General features: G+C 70.9%; 16 protein-coding genes and 1 pseudogene. 15 read left to right on the forward strand and 2 right to left on the reverse strand.

Annotated elements, in window-relative coordinates; all coding sequences use genetic code 11:
- Window positions 1–6 precede the first annotated feature (6 nt).
- The 4 genes and pseudogenes from FKN01_RS05150 to FKN01_RS05165 all read left to right on the forward strand — a co-directional run bounded on the left by FKN01_RS05150 (window position 7) and on the right by FKN01_RS05165 (window position 5,019).
- Window positions 7–756 (forward strand): DUF4255 domain-containing protein, encoded by a 750-nt coding sequence (locus tag FKN01_RS05150; protein ID WP_143616859.1) that lies wholly within the window; start codon window positions 7–9, stop codon window positions 754–756.
- The gene (locus FKN01_RS05155; RefSeq protein WP_143616861.1) at window positions 753–2,810 is read left to right on the forward strand and encodes an ATP-binding protein; all 2,058 of its coding nucleotides are present in this window, start codon (window positions 753–755) and stop codon (window positions 2,808–2,810) included. Before FKN01_RS05150 ends, FKN01_RS05155 begins: the two co-directional genes overlap by 4 nt.
- A 137-nt stretch (window positions 2,811–2,947) precedes the next feature.
- Window positions 2,948–3,748, forward strand: a complete 801-nt coding sequence (locus tag FKN01_RS05160) for an alpha/beta fold hydrolase (protein WP_398931220.1) — start codon at window positions 2,948–2,950, stop codon at window positions 3,746–3,748.
- A pseudogene (locus FKN01_RS05165) lies at window positions 3,745–5,019 on the forward strand (cytochrome P450). Before FKN01_RS05160 ends, FKN01_RS05165 begins: the two are co-directional and overlap by 4 nt.
- A gap of 42 nt (window positions 5,020–5,061) precedes the next feature.
- On the opposite strand, the gene FKN01_RS05170 reads toward FKN01_RS05165, so the two are convergent.
- Together FKN01_RS05170 and FKN01_RS05175 are read right to left on the reverse strand one after the other, a co-directional pair.
- A complete protein-coding gene (locus FKN01_RS05170; protein ID WP_143616864.1) occupies window positions 5,062–5,820 on the reverse strand; it encodes a hypothetical protein in 759 nt (252 codons plus the stop codon).
- 69 nt (window positions 5,821–5,889) lie between these two features.
- Complete coding sequence (locus FKN01_RS05175) at window positions 5,890–9,531, reverse strand: hypothetical protein (RefSeq protein WP_260696778.1); 3,642 nt, start codon at window positions 9,529–9,531, stop codon at window positions 5,890–5,892.
- A gap of 290 nt (window positions 9,532–9,821) precedes the next feature.
- Here FKN01_RS05175 and FKN01_RS05180 point away from each other — a divergent pair, with 290 nt between their 5' ends.
- The 11 genes from FKN01_RS05180 to FKN01_RS05225 are packed head-to-tail and all read left to right on the forward strand — an operon-like array spanning window position 9,822 to window position 20,052.
- Window positions 9,822–11,360 carry a phage tail sheath subtilisin-like domain-containing protein gene (locus tag FKN01_RS05180; RefSeq protein ID WP_143616866.1) on the forward strand — a complete coding sequence of 513 codons (1,539 nt, stop codon included), beginning with the start codon at window positions 9,822–9,824 and terminating at the stop codon, window positions 11,358–11,360.
- Between the two features lie 60 nt (window positions 11,361–11,420).
- Window positions 11,421–11,864 carry a phage tail protein gene (locus FKN01_RS05185; RefSeq protein WP_143616868.1) on the forward strand — a complete coding sequence of 148 codons (444 nt, stop codon included), beginning with the start codon at window positions 11,421–11,423 and terminating at the stop codon, window positions 11,862–11,864.
- A complete protein-coding gene (locus tag FKN01_RS05190; RefSeq protein WP_143616870.1) occupies window positions 11,864–12,298 on the forward strand; it encodes a hypothetical protein in 435 nt (144 codons plus the stop codon). The genes FKN01_RS05185 and FKN01_RS05190 overlap by 1 nt, the downstream gene beginning before the upstream one ends.
- Entirely contained in the window at window positions 12,295–12,438 is a 144-nt protein-coding gene (locus FKN01_RS32445) for a DUF6760 family protein (protein WP_018099790.1), read from the forward strand. The genes FKN01_RS05190 and FKN01_RS32445 overlap by 4 nt, the downstream gene beginning before the upstream one ends.
- Window positions 12,439–12,466: 28 nt before the next feature.
- Window positions 12,467–14,194, forward strand: a complete 1,728-nt coding sequence (locus FKN01_RS05195; RefSeq protein WP_143616872.1) for a hypothetical protein — start codon at window positions 12,467–12,469, stop codon at window positions 14,192–14,194.
- Between the two features lie 16 nt (window positions 14,195–14,210).
- Complete coding sequence (locus FKN01_RS05200) at window positions 14,211–14,651, forward strand: phage tail protein (protein WP_143616874.1); 441 nt, start codon at window positions 14,211–14,213, stop codon at window positions 14,649–14,651.
- Window positions 14,652–14,656: 5 nt separating this feature from the next.
- Window positions 14,657–15,454 (forward strand): LysM peptidoglycan-binding domain-containing protein, encoded by a 798-nt coding sequence (locus FKN01_RS05205; RefSeq protein WP_143616876.1) that lies wholly within the window; start codon window positions 14,657–14,659, stop codon window positions 15,452–15,454.
- Entirely contained in the window at window positions 15,451–17,337 is a 1,887-nt protein-coding gene (locus FKN01_RS05210; protein ID WP_143616878.1) for a VgrG-related protein, read from the forward strand. Before FKN01_RS05205 ends, FKN01_RS05210 begins: the two co-directional genes overlap by 4 nt.
- Before the next feature lie 37 nt (window positions 17,338–17,374).
- Window positions 17,375–17,656 (forward strand): PAAR domain-containing protein, encoded by a 282-nt coding sequence (locus tag FKN01_RS05215; RefSeq protein WP_143616880.1) that lies wholly within the window; start codon window positions 17,375–17,377, stop codon window positions 17,654–17,656.
- 6 nt (window positions 17,657–17,662) lie between these two features.
- Window positions 17,663–18,097 (forward strand): GPW/gp25 family protein, encoded by a 435-nt coding sequence (locus tag FKN01_RS05220; protein WP_143616882.1) that lies wholly within the window; start codon window positions 17,663–17,665, stop codon window positions 18,095–18,097.
- On the forward strand, window positions 18,094–20,052 hold the full coding sequence (locus FKN01_RS05225; RefSeq protein WP_143616884.1) for a putative baseplate assembly protein: 1,959 nt from the start codon (window positions 18,094–18,096) through the stop codon (window positions 20,050–20,052). Before FKN01_RS05220 ends, FKN01_RS05225 begins: the two co-directional genes overlap by 4 nt.
- Window position 20,053 lies beyond the last annotated feature (1 nt).

Here is a 20,053-nt window from a genome sequence, read left to right on the forward strand (position 1 = left end):
CACCAGGTGATCCACGAGGTGGACGACGTACTCCGGTCCCTGATCCGGGCGGAGGTGCTCGGCGGCGGCCAGATCGCGGTCGTCTTCGACGCCCCCACCCGGGAGTGGGCGGCCAAGGTCAACGCCCCCATGGTCAACCTCTATCTGTACGACATCCGCGAGGACATGCGGCGGCGCGAGCGCGGCCTGCACAACGAGTACGACGAACGCGGCGCCGTCGTGGCGCGCCGCCGGCCGCCGCGCTACTTCAAGCTGTCGTACCTGATCACCGCGTGGACCAAACGGCCGGAGGACGAGCACCGGCTGCTCTCCTCCCTCCTCGCCTGCCTGCTGGCGTACGAGGCGCTGCCGCCGGAGCGGCTGGCCGGCTCCCTCGCCGGGATCGGGGCCGCCGTACCGATGTCGATCGCCCTGCCCCCGCCGGAGGACCGCTCCTTCGCCGACGTGTGGAGCGCGCTCGGCGGCGAGCTGAAGCCGTCGCTCGACCTGGTGGTGAGCGTGCCGGTGACGGCCTCGCCGACCTACCCGGCGGGACCGCCGGTCGGCGACGAGGGCCTGCACGCACGGTTCGGCGACATGCCGGAACCTCCCGTGCCGGTGCGGAGCGGCGGTCTGCCGGTGTACGGGAGCCGTCCCGGCCGTCCGGTACGGGAGGAGCCGACGGCCTCCGCGGCGCGTCGCGGCCTCGGGCTGCGGATCACGGAGAAGCGCGCGGCCGACGGCGCCACCGGCACTGAGGAGAACCCCACCGCATGACCTTCCCGGGCCACCCCCACGACGACCTGAACCTGCGCCATCTCCTCGCCCGGGCGACCGCTGTCGAGGAACGCGTCCGCCGGGCGGTGGAGGCCCGGCAGCGCACGGACCCGGACCCGGAGGACGCCTTCCGGGGCCTGTACTTGACGGACGAGAACATCGCGCGGCTGCTGAACGAGGAGGGGGCGCGGGGCTTCCCGGACCCGGTGGGGGAGCAGGGCGGGGCCGCCGGGCCGTCCCGGCTCACCGCGCTGGAGACGGACTTCGGGCTCACCCCGCTCGACACCGAGATCCTGCTCATCGCGCTCGTTCCCGACCTGGACGACCGCTTCGAGGCGTTCTACGGGTACCTCAACGACGACGTGACCCGCCGGCGCCCGTCCATCGGCCTGGCCCTCGGCCTGTGCGGCGTCTCCCCGGCCGACGCCGTCGCGCGCGGCCGGCTGGCGGCGGCGGCCCCGCTCCGGGACACCGGGCTGCTGCTGGCCGAGGACCTGGACCGCCCGTTCCTCAGCCGGGCGCTGCGCGTGCCGGACCGGGTCACGGCGCACCTGCTCGGCGACGACACGAGGGACCCGCGCCTCGCAGACGTCACGGCGCCGTGGGAGGCGGTCGCGGGCGTCGGCGATCCGGCGGCTCTGGCCGGGGTCCTGGCCGACGGGGTCACTCTGGTCTACCTGAGCGAGGACCAGGGCGGTGCGGGCACGGCCCTGGCCGCGTCGGCGCTGGAGCGGTCGGGCCGCAGGGTCCTGGGCGTGGACCTCGCCCGCCTGGCGGCGGACCCGGCCCCCGCCGACGCCGTGCGGGCCCTGGTCCGCGAGGCGCGGCTGACCGGGGCCGGCCTGGTGTGCGCGCCGCTGGACGCGGTGTCGCGCGAACACCCCGACCTGTTACGTCTCCTGACGGCCACCCCGGTGCCCACGGTGATGGTGGGCCGGGTGCCGTGGGACGCCTCCTGGTCCACGGTGCCGCCGCTGCTCGTGCACGCCCCGAGGGTGGAGCCGTCGGCGCGCGGGGCGCTGTGGAGCGAGGCGTACCGGCGTACGGGGTCGGGCGCGGTGCCCGCCGGCGTCGACCCGGACCACCTGCTGGCCCCCTTCCTGCTCACCCCGGAGCAGGTCCGGGGGGCGGCCCTGAGCGCCGCCCAGACGGCCCGGCTCGACGGCGGGACCCTCACCCCGGACCACGTACGCCAGGGGGCCCGCGCCCAGAACGCGGCCGGCCTCGACCGCCTGGCCCGCCGCATCGAACCCACGGTGACCTGGGACGACCTGGTCCTCCCGCCCGACGCCCACGCCCAGCTCCGCGAACTGACGGCCCGCGCCCGGCACCGTGACCGGGTGCTGGGGGAGTGGGCGATGCGGCCGGGCGGCGGCCGGGGGCGCGGGGTCTCGGCGCTGTTCGCGGGGGACTCCGGCACGGGCAAGACCATGTCGGCGGAGGTGATCGCGGCCGACCTCGGACTCGACCTGTACACGGTCGACCTGGCGACGGTGATCGACAAGTACGTGGGCGAGACCGAGAAGAACCTGGAACGGATCTTCACGGAGGCGGCGGGGGTCAACGGGGTCCTGCTGTTCGACGAGGCGGACGCGATCTTCGGGAAGCGCTCGGACGTGAAGGACGCGCACGACCGCTACGCGAACGTGGAGAGCGCGTACCTCCTCCAGCGCATGGAGTCCTTCGACGGCCTGGCCATCCTCGCCACCAACCTCCGCGCCAACCTGGACGACGCCTTCACCCGCCGCCTGGACCTGGTCATCGACTTCCCGGTCCCGGACCCGGACCAGCGCCGGGTGCTCTGGGACCGCTGCCTGGGAACGGCGCTCCCGCGCGGCGCGGACCTCGACCTCGCCTTCTGCGCCGAGAACTTCGAGCTGGCGGGCGGCAACATCCGCTCGATCGCGGTGACGGCGGCCTACCTGGCGGCGGAGGCGGGGGGCGCGGTGACGATGGCGACGCTGATCCACGCGGTGCAAAGGGAGTACCAGAAACTGGGCCGCCTGACGCTGGCTTCGGAGTTCGGGCCCTATCTGGACCTGCTGGCCTCCTGACCCGAGGGGCGGGCCCGGGACCCGCACACGGGTGTCACCCTTGCGCGGAAGGGGCCGGGGAGCCACCGTGGTCGGAGCCGGTCTGACGATGCCCGGCGGGGCCGAGCCCTACGGCGACGGGAGTTGGCGTGACCGAGTTGTCTGTTCTGCCTGAGGGAGTTCTGCCTCACACGCTGTACGGCGAGGGCCCGCACAAGGTGATCGCGGTGCACGGCTGGTTCGCCGACCGTTCGGCGTACGACCCGGTGGTGCGCGACCTCGACCTCGGCTCGTTCGAGTACGCGGTGGCGGACCTGCGGGGGTACGGCGAGGCCAAGGGCGTGGCCGGCTCGTACACGACGGCCGAGGGCGCGGCGGACGTGCTCGCGCTGGCCGACCGGCTCGGCTGGGAGCGCTTCTCGCTGATCGGACACTCGATGGGCGGCTCCGTCATCCAGCGGACGCTGGCCGCCGCGCCGCACCGTGTGCGCAGGCTGGTCGGCATTTCGCCGGTGCCCGCGTCCGGACTGCCCCTGTCGCCCGAGCAGTGGGAGCTGTTCTCCGGGGCGGCGGCGAGCCCGGAGAACCGGCGGGCCATCCTGGACTTCACCACAGGAGGCCGACGCCCGGCGGCCTGGCTGGACCGCATGGTCCGGCGCTCGGTCCGGTGCAGTGACGAGAGGGCGTTCCGGGCCTGGCTGGACTCCTGGGCGGGCGAGGCGTTCCACGACCGGATCGACGGATCGCCGGTCGCGGCCCTGGCGATCGTCGGCGCGCTCGATCCGGCGCTCTCCGCCGAGGTGCAGCGGGAGACGTGGATGCGGTGGTACCCGCGCGGTGAACTGGTCGAGCTGCCGTCCTGCGGCCATTACGCGATGGACGAGGCGCCGCTCGACCTGATCCGGGTGGTGGAGGACTTCCTGCGGGCGGACGCGGCCGATGGCGGGGCGACGCCCTGAGCGAGCGCGTCCTGCCGGGGGCCGTTCCCGATGTGCTCGACCCCTGGCGAAACGCCCTCGGCGTCCCGCACGACTACCATCGCCAGCTCCGCGATCACCGGCCCGTCGCGTGGCAGGAGGAGCACGAGGCGCTGGGCCGGCCGGCGGACCCAGGTTTCTGGGCGGTCACCCGGCACGCGGATGTGGTCCAGGTCCTGCGCGACTCCTCGGCCTACTCGTCGCACCTCGGCGCCACCCAGATCCGCGACCCCGACCCGGACGACCTGCGGTTCATCCGCCGCTTGATGCTGAACCAGGACCCGCCGCACCACCGGCGGCTGCGCGTCCTGGTGCGCCGCGCCTTCACCCCGAAGCGCATCGGCCGGTTCGAGACCGTCGCCCGCGAACGCGCCCGCGCGCTGCTGAGCCGCGCGGTGGGCGTGGCACGGGAGGGTGATGGCACTTGCGACCTCGTCAGAGAGGTCACGGACAACTACGCGTTGCTCAATGTGACGGACCTGCTGGGCATTCCGGACTCGGACCGAGGGCTGCTCCTCCACTGGACCCGTCGCGTCATCGGCTACCAGGACCCGGACAAGCGAAAACACCGCAGCCGGGCCGCGCCGGCGAACCGGTCGACCCGCGTTCTCCGGCGGCCCGGCGCGACATGTTCGACTACGCCCACTTCCTAGCGGCCCACAAGCTCCGGCACTCCGCCGACGACGTGATGACGGCGCTGGCCACGGACGCCGAAATGACTGCGCCGGAGCTGGAGATGTTCTTCTTCCTGCTGGTCGTCGCGGGAAACGACACGGTGCGCAGTGCGGCGCCTGGCGGAATCCAACTTTGGCCACGCACCCGGGGGAGTACCACCGACTGCACAACAAGGAGATGGACATGGCGACCGCCGTGCACGAACTCCTCCGCCGCCACCCATTGGTCCTCACCTTCCGGCGCACGGCCACCCAGGACACGACCTGTCGGGCACGCGCATCCGCGCCGGCGACAAGGTCGTCGTCTTCCACGCCTCGGCCAACCACGACGAACGGGCCTTCCCGAACCCCTTCGCCCTGAACCTCAGCCGTTCCCCCAACCTTCACGTCTCCTTCGGTGATGGCCCCCACGTATGCCTGGGCGCCCACTTCGGCCGCCTACAACTGCGCGTACTGTACGAGGAACTGGGCCGCGCCCTGCCTCCAGCCACCCTCACCCTCGCCACCCCACCGAGCCGCCTGCTGTCGAACTTCATCAACGGGCTGAAGTCCTTGCCTGTGCGGGTGGCCGGCATCTGAAGGCTTGAGGCCGCGCAGAGAAGCTGCACAGCTGGTGTGTCGCTACCCCATGACGTCGGGGAGCCTGTCTGCGGGGAAGGGGGGATCGTCGGGCCAAGACGCCATCCGGCGCTCGATCAGGGTTCTGTACTTTTCTACGTCCCGATCCGCCAGGGCCAATGCCGCAACAGCCTGCAACTCGATGTTTTCCAGTTCGAGTGCTTGAGTCAGGTAACTTTCCGCGTCGGCGCGATGTGAGCGCGCAATCGCGTTTATCGCGGCCCACCGTGCGCTTATCACCAGGGAGTCATCGACCATGACACCTGCTAGCGCTTCCGTCAAGGCACCGAGGGTGTGCTCTTCCGTCTGGTTGTCGGGATTGTTCTCAAGGATAGTTGAAGCGGCCTGCGCTGCGCCTGTCACAACACCCTCAGAATGTGACTCATTCAGGGCCTTACAGACCAGTCGACTGTCCTCCAATTGGGCGATCGTGGCTATTGCGTAAAGGGCTGCTGCGTGATTGTCGCCATCCTCTCTTGGACTTTCCGGAGTATATTTGGATGAGGGCGTCGATAGAACACGTCGAGCACACTCCAAAACTTCCCCGGCGTATTCGACGAGAATATTTTCACCACCATGGCGGGACATGGAAGCGCAGTAGTGGTAATAACTCAACGCGATGTATGATGCGTCGGCTTCAGTGCTGTGCAGAAGCGAGCGGAAGGCGCGCACGGCCTCGATTTCACTCTGAGGGGAAATGAGTTCTGCCCGCTCCTCTGCGATGCGCGTATCGCCCAGATCGATCTGTTCCCAGTCGTACATGCGTAGGCACTTCCTTTCCGGTGGCGCATCTCCACGGAAACTACTTAGGGTAGTCCTTCTGGTGAGGTTTCACCCGTCTTCTTCGGGGCTTACGAGAAGAATCTTTCCACCTCGGGTGATGTACTTTTCTCGCTCGGCTTTGATGGCCTCCTCCGTTAACCACTTGATGGCTTCGGCAGGAACTTCACCGAAAATGAGGACCTCCTGCGTGCGCACCACGTCCTTTACTACCTTCTCCATCTTTCCAGGGCTATTGGTGATGAACCACCGGTCATGCGCTTCCCTGGTCGTGAGGTCAGTGATGTTCCCGGGGGAGATGTATGACAAGTCTATCTCTATGCGCTCTCCCTTTTTTCCGAATAGCCCGCCCTGGGGGTTTCTGATATCGCCACTTCGTATCTTTGATCCGGATACGTAAGGACTGTTCGCGTGCCCGTCGACATGCTGTAGTTCGCTGATGAGGGAAGAGTTCTTCTTTTTCGGGATTCCACGAGACGGTCGTGCGTCGATGTTCTTACGATCTTCGCGTGTTACGTTGCGCGTGATGTACCGCGGTACCTTCTGTCCTTCCTTGTCCAGCACGTATTCGTCGTTCCCCTCGCTGTCCCCTGCGAAAATTACCTGGTCGCCGCGCCTGTCCAGCTCGACGAACTCCCTGGCCCTGCGCAGCTGGCCGACAGGGGACAACTTAATTACATCTCGATTCTTTGCGTCCTTGGCGTCACTTTCGAGGTACAGTACCCAGACGTCGTCCGTAAGAGGTTCCCACAGAAGCCTGAATCCGCACGACTGGGCTTCCTTGACGGCGGGTATGTCATTCACCTTGTTCTTCACATCTTGTATTTTCACGGGGACGTCGTACACCCCTGGCACTCCACGCGTCGGTAAAACTATGAGCTCTCGACCTATTTCTTCGCGTAGTCGTGCGGATTCGTCAGGAATAGAGAATACCGTGAAGTCGGCCTTAGGGTTTATCTTCGCAGAGATATTCCATGCGTAAGAAGTGCTAGGCTTTACGGCCTCAATCGAGGTCAGTTTATACTTACGCTTGATCAGGGCAAGGCGTGCGCGAAGAATGGTGCTGAGGCGGTGGGGTTTATCCATCAAAGCCTCGACTTCGGCGACTGCGCGCCGCAGCCGGGCTTCTTTGTCTGCCGGTGCCTCCTCTCTTTTCTTGTTGCTGGAGCCTGTCGTGCTAACGGTTCCGCCGGGATTATTGTCCTTCTTTCCGTTCCTGAGTTTGTTCCACAGCGCTCTGCCCTTTTTGGCGATGAAGTCTACGATCTTGTCGATCGCTCGGTTCACCGGGCGGGAGACCGCATGGAAGACGCTCTTCACCTTCGCGGCCAGGCTGCCGATCCCCAGCAGGGAAGCCAGGAAGCCGATGAGCAGAGGAACGCTTGCGGCCAGGGCGGTTTCGACCATTTTCGGGACGCCGGCCTTGCCGCCGTTGGCTATCGCGACGACCGCGTCCAGGACGGAGTTGACGAATTCGACGATCTGGGCGCCCTGGTTCACCACGAACGTGACGATGTCGATGATTCCCTTGACCGCGCGGACGAACGCGGAAGCGGGATTCAGGAGCGAGAGGATCCAGGTGATGCCGGCGATGATGACGGTGGGGATCAGGTAGCTCGTCAGCTTTTCCAGGATCGTGGACTTGAGGTCGCCGGCTTCCGCCTGGATCTCCTTGACCGCGCCCGCCGGGCCCTCGCGGGCGATGTTCTGGGCGACCGGAACCGAGGACTCGACCGCTGTCATCGCCTCGTCGGGGACGCCCTTGCGGGTGACGCGGGCGCGGATGTTGGCCCAGGTCAGGCCGAGGAGGGAGCCGATGAGCTGGATGATGCCCTTCATGTCGAACTTCTGGGGGAGTTCGAGGCCCGCCTTCACCGCGGTGCCGAGCAGCCAGGACACGAGCCCGGTCTTCAGGTGGCCGGCGATGTTCGTGATGAAGAGGTTCAGGCCCGCGCCGACGGCCGAGACCAGGTTGCCCAGGAAGCCGATGGGGTCCTTGATGATCTTCATGATCGCGCCGGCGGCCTTGGCGAGGATGCCGAGGAGGAGGTTCTTCAGCTCGTTGATCGTCTTGATCGCGCCGACGATCGCGTCCTTCGCCTTGTCGATCAGCCCCTTGTTGGCCTCCTGGAGCTTCTTGATCTCCTCGTCGACCTTGTTGAGCGCGGCGGTGTACTTCTGGGCCAGGTCCTGGACCAGCTGTTCGGACTTCTCGTTGACCGTCGCTTCCAGGTCGTCGAATTTGCCCGCGAAGTCCTTCGCCGCCTCCTCGCCGAACTGACGCAGATCGGCCGGGAGTTTGTCGACCTCCGCCTTCAGCTCGCTCCGCCCCTTGGCGATCCGGGCCTTCGCCTTGCCCAGCTCGGTGCCGATGATGTCGGCGACCGACGAGATCACCGTCTGCATCTGGGACACGTACAGCTTGCGGGCCTCCTGGTAGAGGTTGTTCGCCTCCTCGGGCAGGCCCGCGAACTTGTCCTTCACCCAGCGGGCCTTGCCGGTCCAGCCGGAGTACCGCTTGTCCTTGTACTTCTTCATCCGGCGCTTGTGGTCCGCCGTGAACGCGTCCCGGGCCGCCTTCTCCCCGGAGGTGAACGCCGCGTCGACCTTCTGGTCCAGGCCGGACAGCGTCGCCTCGACGTCCTTCTTCGTGCCGTCGTAGACCTTCTGGAGCTTCGCCGTGACCTCGGCGCGCTTCTTCTCGTCCTTCGACTTCGTCTCGCCCTTGCCGCCGTCCACCTTCTGTCCGGCCTGCGCACGTGTCGCGGTCAAGGCGCTCATCGCGGAGGCGCCCGAAGCCGCCGCTCCCGCTTTCGCGGCCGCCAGCTGCTGGTTCTCGGCCGCCCTGCCCTTCGCCGGGGCCTTCGCGGAGTCCGCCTCGGCGGTCTTCTTCGCGCTGAGCGCCTCGTCGAACTCCGGCTCGTTGCCCTTGGCGAGCTGCTCCTCGGTGACCTCCGCGTCCGCCATCGCCTTGTCGTTCTGCGCGGGCCCCTCGGAGAAGTCCGTGACCGACGCCGGCTGCTTGGCGGGGATCGCGGCCGCCGCGGACGGCGCTCCGGGGTTGCCGGGCGGCTGGTCCGGGGTGAGCGGGGTGACGGGCTTGTCCTTCGCGGCCGACGTGTCCGGCGGAGCCTTCGTCGCCGTGTCGATGTCCTTGGCCGACGCCTCCTTGCCGTCCGAGACCTTGCCGTCGACCTCCGCCTTGACCCGCTCCGCCTTGCCGGACTTGGAGAACTTGTCGGCGTCGTCGAGGTTCTTCGGGGCCTGGGCGTCGATCGCCTTGTTCACCGCGTCGATGAACGCCCTCTTGTCGAACTCGCCGGGCTTCGCGGCATTCATCTTCTCCGCGTTCGCCGCCTTGCCCTGCGCCTCCTTGTCGTCCGGAGGCGCGACGGCGGCAGCCTGAGACGCCTTCGACTCCGTCACGGCCGGTCGGTGCTGGGCCATCCGCTGTTTCTTCGCCGCGATGTCCGCCTTGACGCCCCGGAAGCCCGGCGCCTGGGCCGGCGACGGCTTCACGGGGGCCGTGTAGCGCTGGGCGACGAGGCGGGAGACGGCCGCATTGCCGGCCGCCCGTTGCAGCCGCTGAAGGCTGCGGCGGTCCGGCGCCGGGGCGGGGGCCGGGACCGCCTGCGCATGAGAGGTGTTGGTGCGGGAAGGGGCGGCGGGGGTTTCTCCGGGAACCGCCTTCACCCGTGCCTCCCCCCAGCACAGCTCCGCACGCACCTGGTCGATAGGTCAGCGTGCTGTCCGCGCCCCGCTCGCGGCACAAGACGTGAGGCAGGCATCCCGGGCACACCCCGTGACGCGTAGGTCGCGGGCCGTTTGCCTCATCGGGCAGCCCCCCATGCACGCCGGGGCGGCCGACTATCCGTTCCCGGTGATCGCCGAAGTGGCGAGAATCGCCGGTGTTCCCCGGTCGGGCAGCGGTCGTGCGACGGGGTGGAAAGCACGTCGAGGAGCACGTCGAGGAGAGGCCCCCTATGCCGTCGTACTTGTCCCCGGGCGTCTACGTCGAAGAGGTCGAGTCCGGTTCCCGGCCGATCGAGGGGGTGGGCACGTCGGTCGCCGCCTTCGTCGGGTTCGCCCAGCGCGGCCCGTTCGACGAGCCGACGCTGATCACGAACTGGAGCCAGTTCGTCAGCACCTTCGGTGACTTCGTGGACGGCACCTACCTCGCCTCCAGTGTCTACGGCTTCTTCGGCAACGGCGGCGGGATCTGCTACGTCGTCCGCATCGGCGACGGCTCGGACACCGTGGCCGGGGGAGCGGAGGGCGAACTCGCGGCCGGCTCCGAGGTCCAGGTCGGGCCGTACGCCGTCAAGCCGAGGCCGGGGGTGGCCGGCGAGATCAGCGTCGAGATCGCGGAGGCGGAGGGCGAGGACCCGCCGTCCGACGTGTTCCAGCTGATCGTGAAGCGCGACGGCCAGGTCGCGGAGACGTATCCGTCCGTGACCACCAAGCGGAGCAAGGAAAACGTCGCCACCCGGGTCAACGCCCAGTCCGAGCTGATCGAGATACGGGAGTCGGGACGCGGCGCCGCCCCCGCCCGCCCGGCGCCGCAGTCGGTGACCCTCGCCCCCGCCGCCCCGCCCGCCGGAAGCGCCGGTGCGCTCGCCCCCGAGGTGTACGTCGGCGACGCCGACCGCCGTACGGGCCTCGGCGGCCTCGAAGCGGTCGACGACGTCACGATGATCGCCGTGCCCGACCTGATGGGCGCGTACGAACGCGGGCTGCTGGATCTGGAATCGGTCGTCGCGGTGCAGCAAGCGCTCATCGACCACTGTGAGTTGATGGGGGACCGGGTCGCCATCCTCGACCCGCCACCCGGCCTGACGCCACAGCAGATCCGGGCCTGGCGCACCGACCGGGCGAACTTCGATTCCAAGTACGCCACGCTCTACTACCCGTGGATCAGCGTCGCCGACCCGGCGTCCGGCCGCGCCACCCTCGTACCCCCGAGCGGGCACATCGCCGGCATCTGGGCGCGCAACGACGACTCGCGCGGCGTGCACAAGGCACCGGCCAACGAAGTGGTGCGCGGGGCCGTGGCGTTGCAGACGCAGCTGACCAAGGGCGAACACGACCTGCTCAACCCGATCGGGCTCAACTGCATCCGCGCCTTCCCCGGACGCGGCATCCGGGTCTGGGGCGCCCGCACCCTGGCCTCCGACCCGGCCTGGCGCTACCTGAACGTGCGGCGTCTCTTCAACTACCTGGAGGAGTCGATCCTCGCCGGCACCCAGTGGGTGGTCTTCGAGCCGAACGACGACGCCCTGTGGGCCCGCATCCGGCGCACGGTCTCCGCGTTCCTGGTCAACGAGTGGCGCAAGGGCTCGCTGTTCGGCCTGACCCCGGACGAGGCGTTCTACGTGAAGTGCGACCGGGAGACGAACCCGCCCGAGAGCGTCGACGCGGGCCAGGTCGTGTGCGAGATCGGCGTCGCGCCCGTCAAACCGGCCGAGTTCGTCGTGTTCCGGCTCTCCCAGCTCACCGGTGGCACCGGAGGCGTGGACGAGTGACCGGCGCGCGCCGCCCCTCAGTGACCGGCCCGTTCCCGAACCTGGCGTAAGGAGCCTGTGGTGCCACTTCCCGATCTCGACAGTTCCGTCGGGCACTCCTTCGGTCTCGAATTCGACAGCGTCGTCATCAAGCAGATCACCGAGGTCAGCGGTCTGAAGATGGAACAGGACGTCATCGAGCTCAAGCAGAACACCGCCGACGGCAAGTACGCCATCAAGAAGCTGCCCGGCCGCCCCAAGGCCGGCGAGGTCACCGTCACGCGCGGTCTGACCGAGGACAACAGCTTCGAACGCTGGATCAAGGACTCCCGCTTCGGCCGCATGACGAGCGCCCGCCGCAACGGCGCCGTCATCGTGTACGACTACGAGGGCCTGCCCATCAAGCGGTACAAGCTCATCAACGCCTGGCCCAAGTCCCTGGAGATCGGCACCCTCAAGGCCGGAGACACCTCGGTGCTCACGGAGAAGCTGGCGATCACGTACGAGAGCATGGAGCTCGACTGATGCGGCGCACGGTCCAGTTCCAGGCGCCACCGGAACGGGACCCGGGCACGGGCCGGTCCGAACCGTTGCGGACCGAGTTCGCCTTCGAGCTGCCGCGCGGTTACGTGGACGAGTCGGGCACCGTGCACCGCAGCGGGGTGATGCGGCTGGCGACCGCACGGGACGAGCTGGTTCCCCTGCGCGACGACCGGGTCCGGGAGAACTCCGCGTACCTCTCGGTCGTGCTGATCTCCCGGGTGGTGACCCGGATCGGGACGGTGGAAGACATCCATCCGGGTGTCATCGAGGACCTGTTCGCGTCGGACCTGGCGTTCCTCCAGGACTTCTACCGCCGGATCAACGCCGAGGGACACACGCGCGCGGCCGTCACCTGTCCGTCCTGCGACGAGGAGTTCGCGGTGGATCTCGCCGGCGGTCGCCTGGGGGAATCGTGACGTACGCGGCCGACCTGCTCTACGAGGAGGTCGCGTACCTCGCCTACCACTTCCACTGGCCGCTGGACGACCTGCTGGACCTGGAACACCCGGAACGCCTGAAGTTCGTCGCACAGGTCGCCCGCCTCAACGGGCAGTAGCCAGGAGCACGGAGGAGGACGAGGAACCATGGGGCTGATGTCCTGGCTGCGCGGCGGCCGTTCCGCCGAGTCCGCGCCGTCGCGTCACCCGGTCGCCCCGCACCGGGACCGGGGCGACCGGGTCGACGTGCACCGGCTGGAACCGGTGCAGCGGTCGGTCACGGGACAGGACCTGCTGATCAACCCCACCCACTTCGAAGCTGGATTGACGACACGTCAGGACACGGCGCTGGGCACGCCGTTGGGCCATCTGGTGAGTCCCGAGGCGCCCGCCGGCCTGGTGCGCGGAGTGGCCGACGCCGCCCCGCAAGGCCCGCCCCCGCCGGCCCAGCGGGCCGTCGAGATGCCGACGCCGGCACGCTCCGGTACGCGGCGCGGTGCGGTCGCCGTCCAGCGGACGTACGGGGAGGGCCTGCCGAACCTCACCTCGGCCGGTCCGGCCTCGGCGTCCGCCGGTCTGCCCGTACGGCAGTTGGTCGGCGAGCAGCGCCTCGCACCCCTGGCCGGGAACACCGAACCGGCGGGCCCGGCGCCTCACGCGGCCGCCACCGGGCCCGCCGTCCCGGCGCCGGGTCCGCCGGCGCCGGGCGCCCCGTCCGTGCAGCGCACCTCCGCCGACGGGCCGTCCCGGCCGGCGCCGCCCCCGTCCCGCCGCACGGGCGGCCTCGGGGCACCGCTGCCCGGCCTGCCGCCCACCGCCCAGCGCAGAGCGGTCCAGCCCTCGCAGCCACCCCGGGCGCAGGACGACAGCGCCCCGCCGCAGGCCCACGCCCCCGACCCCGTGACCGGCCCCGGCGAGACCACCGAGCCGCCGGTCACCGGGGTACCCGGCAGCCCCGACGCCCCCAGCGGGACGGAGGCCGTCGCACCGCTCCTGGGTGACGCCCCGCTCAAGCCGGGCGGCGGCGCACCCGCGCCCGACGCGACACCGGAGGGCCAACAGCCCGCCGCCCCGGTGCAGCGCGCCGGCACCCCGCCGCCCGCCGCCCCCGACCGCCCCACCGCACCCCTGCTCGGGGACCGGCCCCTGCCCCTCCGTACCGCAGATGCCCCCGGCGACGCCCCGGCCGTCCAGCGCGCGGCGGTGAGCACCGGCGCCGACGGCAGCGCTCCCGGGTCGTCGCCGTTCGTTCCCCCGCCCCCGGACCCGCCACCCGCCGTGGCCGTCCGATGGGTCGCTGCCGACCCGGACAAGGGCATCGCGCCGGGAGCGCGGGGAGCATCGGCGGAGCCGGGGGCGCTGCGAGTACAGCGAGCACCGAGTGCACCGGCGGCACCGCCCCGGCCTGCGGTGCCCCCCGTGCAGCGGCAGACCCTCCCGCCGCCGGCCCGGCCGGACCCGGCGGCCGGCCGGGGGCCGCGCGTCCCCGCCTCCGTGCGTAACGCCGGAGCCGTCGCCGTGGCCGCCGGGGTCGCGCAGCGGATGGCCGACGGGAGCGTCGTCTTCCCCGCCGCGCCCCGCGACGGCACCTCGCGGCCGGTCGTCCAGCGGGACTCGGAGACCGCCGAGGAGCCACCGCCGCCGCCGCTCCCGGAACCCGATCCGGAGCCCGGGCCCGATCCCGAGCCGCCGGACGCCACGGAACAACCGGCGGCGACCACGAACTCGTCCGTGAGCCCCGACGGGACACCGCAGGCGCCCCCCGTCACCGACGAGCTGGTCCGGGCGCTCTACGCGCCCCTCAGCAGACTGCTGAAGGCCGACCTGCGGCTCGAACGCGAACGTTCCGGCTCCCTCATCAACACCCGTCACTGATCGAGAGGCACGCGCCATGGCCACCGCCCCCGCCCCGGACGACCCCGCAGTCAGCGTCTGCTTCGTCGTGACGATCGACGACATTGAGCTCGGGTCGTTCAACACCTGTGACGGGCTGGGCTGCGAAGTCGTCCTGGAGACCCGTGAGGAGGGCGGCAACAACGGGCACGTGTGGCAGCTGCCGACCCGGCTGAAGTACTCCAACGTGAAGCTGTCGCGTCCGCTCACCCGGGAGACGGAGAAGGTGGCGCGCTGGTTCGCCACGATGACGACCGGGTTCAGCCGCAAGACCGCGCACATCGAGGCGCGGACCGGCGACGGCCGCAAGGTCGCCCAGTGGGGGCTGCTCGAAGTCGTGCCGGTGCGCTGGACCGGGCCCTCGTTCACCCCGGAGTCGCCGAAGGTCGCGATGGAGACGATCGAGATCGCCCACCACGGCTATGTGATGGAGGGCTGAGCGGCGTGAGCTCGGGACCCATCGCGTTCAGCGCGGCCGGGACGTCCGGGGTGGCGTCCGCCGCGAAGGGCGGCTCGGCCAGGCCCAAGCTGGAGCACGCCTACCTGGAGCTGCGCACCCCGCCCACCGGGGGCGGGCTGACCCCCGGTGGCCCGTGCGGGCGGATCGACTTCCAGTTCAACCCCAAGGAGCTGAGCCTGACGAAGGCGGCCTCCTGGAAGCGCACCCCGGCCAAGGGGGCGAAGAGCTCGGGCCCGCCGGAGTACCAGGGCTCGCAGCCCAGCAAGCTGACCGTCGAGATGTTCTTCGACGCGGGCGACACCCAGGACACCAGGGTCGTGACGGCGGTGGAGCAGCTGTTCGCGTGCTGCGTACCGACGAACGAGACCAGGCAGCAGCAGCGTTCCTCACCGCCCTGGGTGGTGTTCCACTGGGGCGGACTCACCGGATTCCCCGGCTACGTGAGCCAAGTGGCCGCCAAATACACGCTGTTCACCACGTCGGGGGTACCGATCCGGGCCGTGTGCCAGGTGACGATGGAGGAGATCAGCGGCGAGACGCCCGGGCAGAACCCGACATCCGGGGCGCTGGCCGCCCGGTGGGTGCACCGGGTCGCGTCGGGGGACTCGCTGCCGTCGCTGGCCCACCGGGAGTACGGCGACGCGGGCGCCTGGCGGGTGATCGCCGAGGCGAACGGCATCGACGACCCGATCAGGCTCGCCCCGGGCACCCAGCTGCTGCTGCCCGCGCTGGACGAGCTGAGCCGGCTGGACGACAGCGGCGGCCGGGGGGTGGGGCGATGACGCGCCCCGGGGTCGCCAGCGCCCTGGTGGTGGAATTCGACGGCCGGCCGCTGCCCGCGAAGTTCCTCAACACGCTGGTCGAGGGATACGTGGACGACAGCCGAACGCTCCCCGACCTCTTCCTGCTCCGGTTCCGCGACCCGGACCGCGTCCTGCTCGAACAGACCGGCCTGAAGATCGGCAGCGAGGCCCGGCTCCTCGCCCGGGCCGGCGGCGGGACCGCCCCGAAACCGCTCCTCGAAGGCGCGGTCACCGCCCTGGAGGTGGAGCTGGACGAGACCGGCACCTTCACCGTGGTCCGGGGCCTGGACGAGTCGCACCGCCTGCTGCGGGGCCGGCGCGTCGCCAGCTACCAGAACATGACCCTGTCCGACATCTGCGGCCAGGTCGCCCAGCGCGCCGGACTCAAGCCCGGCACCGTGGACATCGCCGGCCCGGTCATCGAGCACCTCGCCCAGCCCAACGTCACCGACTGGGAGTTCGTGCGCGGACTCGCCGAGGAAGCGGGCGCCCAGGCATACGTGCGCGACGGACGGCTGCACATCACCCGGCCCGCCGAGGCGAGCGGGGCACCGGACAGCTCCGCGCGCGCCGACCGCGACCCGCTCGTCCTCGAACTCGGCAGCAACCTGCTGCGCTGCCGGGCCGGCGTCTCGGCCGCCGAACAGGTCTCCGAGGTCGAGGTGCGCGGCTGGGACATCGGGGCCAAGGAGCCGCTGGTCGGCCGGTCGCCCGCCGGGCAGTCGGCGACGCTGGACCTCGGCCTCACGGCGGCCGAGGTCACGGCCCCCTTCGGCGAGGCGCGGTTCGTCGTCACCGACGCCGCGTACGGCACCCAGGCGCAGGTGGACCAGGCGGCGAAGGCGCTGGCCGAACGCATCGCCGGCTCCTTCGCGGAACTGGAGGCCGTGATCCGGGGCAACCCCGAAGTCACGGCGGGCAGCGCGGTCGCCCTCAACGCGGTCGGCGCGCCCTTCGAGGGCCGCTACACGGTCACCTCCTCACGCCACGTCTTCGACGCCGTACGCGGTTACGAGACCTGGATCACCGTGTCCGGACAGCAGGAGCGCTCCCTGCTCGGGCTCACGGCGGCCTCGCACGCGTCCGGGAGCGGTCCGCGCTGGGCGGGACTGGTCAGCGGGACGGTCACGGACACCCAGGACCCGGAGGGCTCGGGCCGGGTGAAGGTGCGCTTCCCCTGGCTGTCGGACGAGTACGCGAGCGACTGGGCGCGCACCGCGCAGTCCGGCGGTACGGGCGGCGGCGAGGCGTTCATCCCCGAGGTCGGCGACGAGGTGCTGGTCGGCTTCGAGCAGGGGCACCTGGACCGGCCCTACGTGCTGGCCGGGCTGTACAACGGCAAGGACCGGCCCGGCGGGGGAGCGGGTGGCGCCGGCGCCCCGGACGCCCCGGGCGGCGGCGACCTGGTCGACCCCACCACCGGCGCCGTCAACCGCCGCGCCTTCGCGTCCAGGAGCGGCAACCAGCTCGAACTGCTGGACGCGGCCGACGGCCCGCAGGGCGTACGGCTGCGCACGGGCGACGGGAAACTCACCATCGACCTGGACCGCCGCGGCACCGCCGTCGTCATCAGCAGCGACGGCAGCGTCACCATCGAGGCCAAGGAGCAGGTCTCCGTCACCGCGGCCAAGGGAGTCTGCCTGGACGCCGGACGCGGGGAGCTGAAGCTCACCGGCGAGAGCGTCACCCTCACCTCCCGCGACGGGCTCGCCCTGAACGGCGGCAACGGCAGGGTCGCCCTGTCCACGGAAGGCGCGGTGGAGGTGCACGGCGGCCAGGTCACGGTCGACGGCAGCCGGCGCACGGACCTGAAGAGCGGTGGCTCGGTCTCCGTCAACGCCCCGATGATCCAGCTCAACTGACGTACCACCACGACCCCAGCGAAAAGGAGCGCACCGCATGCCGTCAGCAGCAGCCGCCCGGGTCGGCGACCCCACGGGGCACCCGGGCACGGTCGGGCCGCCCGGGGTGGTCTCGGTGCTGATCGGCGGCAGACCCGCGGCCACGGTCGGCACCCTCCACCAGTGCGCGTCGCCGCTCGGCCACCCACCGTCCCCGATCGCGCCCCCGGGCAGCCGGAGCGTGTTCATCGGCGGCAGGCCGGCCGCCCGCGTCGGTGACCTGAGCGGCTGCGGGGCACCGATCCTGGCGGGCTGCGCCACGGTGCTGATCGGAGGCTGAACGGACATGGGAGAGCAGTTCATCGGGGCCGGCTGGGCCTTCCCGCCGCGCACGGACGCCACCGGTTCCATCGCCCTGGTGCGCGGCGAACGCGAACTGGAGGAGTCGATCCGGCTGATCCTCGCCACCTCGCCCGGCGAGCGACCCATGCGGCCCGAGTTCGGCTGCGCCGTCAACGACTACGTGTTCGCCCCCGCCGACGCCGGAACGGCCGGGCAGCTCGCGTACGAGGTGCGCCTCGCCCTGGAACGCTGGGAGTCGCGCATCGAGGTCGCCGACGTGACCGTGCGGTTCGACGCGGCGGACAGCGGGGTGCTCTACATCGACATCGGCTACACGGTGCGCGGCTCCAACGACCCGCGCAACCTCGTCTTCCCGTTCTACGTGATCCCCCCGCACGGGCCGGAGACGAACCCCGACGACGAGGAGGCCGGCGCGTGACGCTGCCCAGTCCGAATCTGGACGACCGCCGCTTCCAGGGCCTGGTGGACGAGGCCAAGCGCCTGGTCCAGCAGCGCTGCCCGGAGTGGACCGACCACAACGTGTCGGACCCGGGAGTCACGCTCATCGAGGCGTTCGCGACGATGGTCGACCAGCTCGTCTACCGGGTGAACCGGGTGCCGGAGAAGAGCTACCTCACCTTCCTCGACCTGATCGGCGTACGGCTGCACCCCCCGACGGCCGCACGCACCGAGGTGACCTTCCGGCTGTCCGCACCCCGCCCCGACCCCGTCTCGGTGCGCGCCGGCACCGAGGTGGCGACCGTGCGTACGGAGACGGAGGAGGCGGTCGTCTTCACGACCTCGTCCGAACTGACCATCGTGCCCTGCTCGTTCGCCCACCTCGCGACCTGGCCCGCCGCCGGGGAGGTGGCCGACCGCACCGAACAGCTCGCCATCGGGCGCGACGTGGCCTGCTTCGGCGCCACCCCCGCCCCCGGTGACTGCCTCTACGTCGGCCTGTCCGCCGCCGTGCCGGCCGGCGTCGTCGTCCTGCGGCTCGACTGCCGCGTCGAGGGCGTCGGCGTGGACCCGCTCCGTCCGCCCCTGGTCTGGGAGGCGTGGGACGGCACCACCTGGGCGGCCTGCGAGGTCGAGAAGGACGACACCGGCGGCTTCAACCGGTCCGGCGAACTCATCCTGCACCTGCCGAGGACCCACACCCCGGCCGCCGTCGTCCGGCGCACCGGCGGCTGGCTGCGCTGCCGCCTGATCGAGGCCGAGCCCGGCCGCCCGACCTACCTGGCGCCGCCCGTGGTCCGCTCCGTCACCGCCTTCACCATCGGCGCCACCGTCGCCGCCGAACACGCCGAGACCATCACCGACGAGGTGCTGGGCGCGGCGGAGGGCGTACCGGGCCAGACCTTCACCCTGGCCCGCTCGCCCGTCGTACCCGGGGACTTCGTGGTCGAGGTCGCGGACCCGGCGAGCGGCCCCGAACCGGAGTACACCCGCTGGACCAGGGTCGACGACTTCGCGCACTCCGGCCCCGAGGACCGGCACATCACCCTCGACCCGAACTCCGGCCGCGTCGAGTTCGGCCCCGCCGTCCGCGAACGGGACGGCTCCGTCCGCCACTACGGCGCCGTCCCCGCCAAGGGCGCCACGGTCCGGGTGCGCTCGTATCGCACCGGCGGCGGGCTGCGCGGCAACGTCGCCCGCTCGACCCTGAAGATCCTGCGCAGCGCGATCCCGTACGTGGCCCGCGTCGAGAACCGCAGACCCGCGCTCGGCGGGGTCGACGGGGAGAGCGTGGACAGCGCCCGGGTGCGCGGCCCGATGACCCTGCGCACCCTGCACCGGGCCGTCGTCCCGCACGACTACGAACTCCTCGCCCGGGAGGTCGCCCCGGACGCCGCCCGCGTCCACTGCATCCGGGCCGGGGCCGACGACTCCGCCCAGGGCGTACGGCTCCTCGTCGTACCGGCCGGGCGCAGCGACGACCAGGGCCGGATCGAGTTCGACGAGCTGGTCCCGCCGGCCCGGACCCTGCGCCTCATCGCCGGGCACCTGGACGAGCGCCGCCCGATCGGCGCCCGCCTCGTCGTCGAACCGCCGTTCTACCAGGGCGTCACCGTCGTCGCCTCGGTCCAGGCCGAACCCGGCGCGGACCGCGACCGCGTGCGCGACGCGGCACTGGCCGCGCTGTACGGGTACTTCAACCCCCTGACCGGCGGACCCAACGGGCAGGGATGGCCGTTCGGGCGCCCGGTCCAGTCCGGCGAGGCGTTCGCCGTGCTCCAGCGGGTGCCGGGCGTGGACCTGGTGGAGGACGTACGCCTCTACCGCGCCGACCCGGTGACCGGCGAGCGCACCGACGCCACCACCAAGATCCCGCTCGACCGGCACGCGCTGGTCTTCAGCTACGAGCACCAGCTCCGGGTGAGGGGAGCCTGAC

It is taken from the genome of Streptomyces sp. 130, from assembly GCF_007096885.1.
GTDB lineage: Bacteria > Actinomycetota > Actinomycetes > Streptomycetales > Streptomycetaceae > Streptomyces.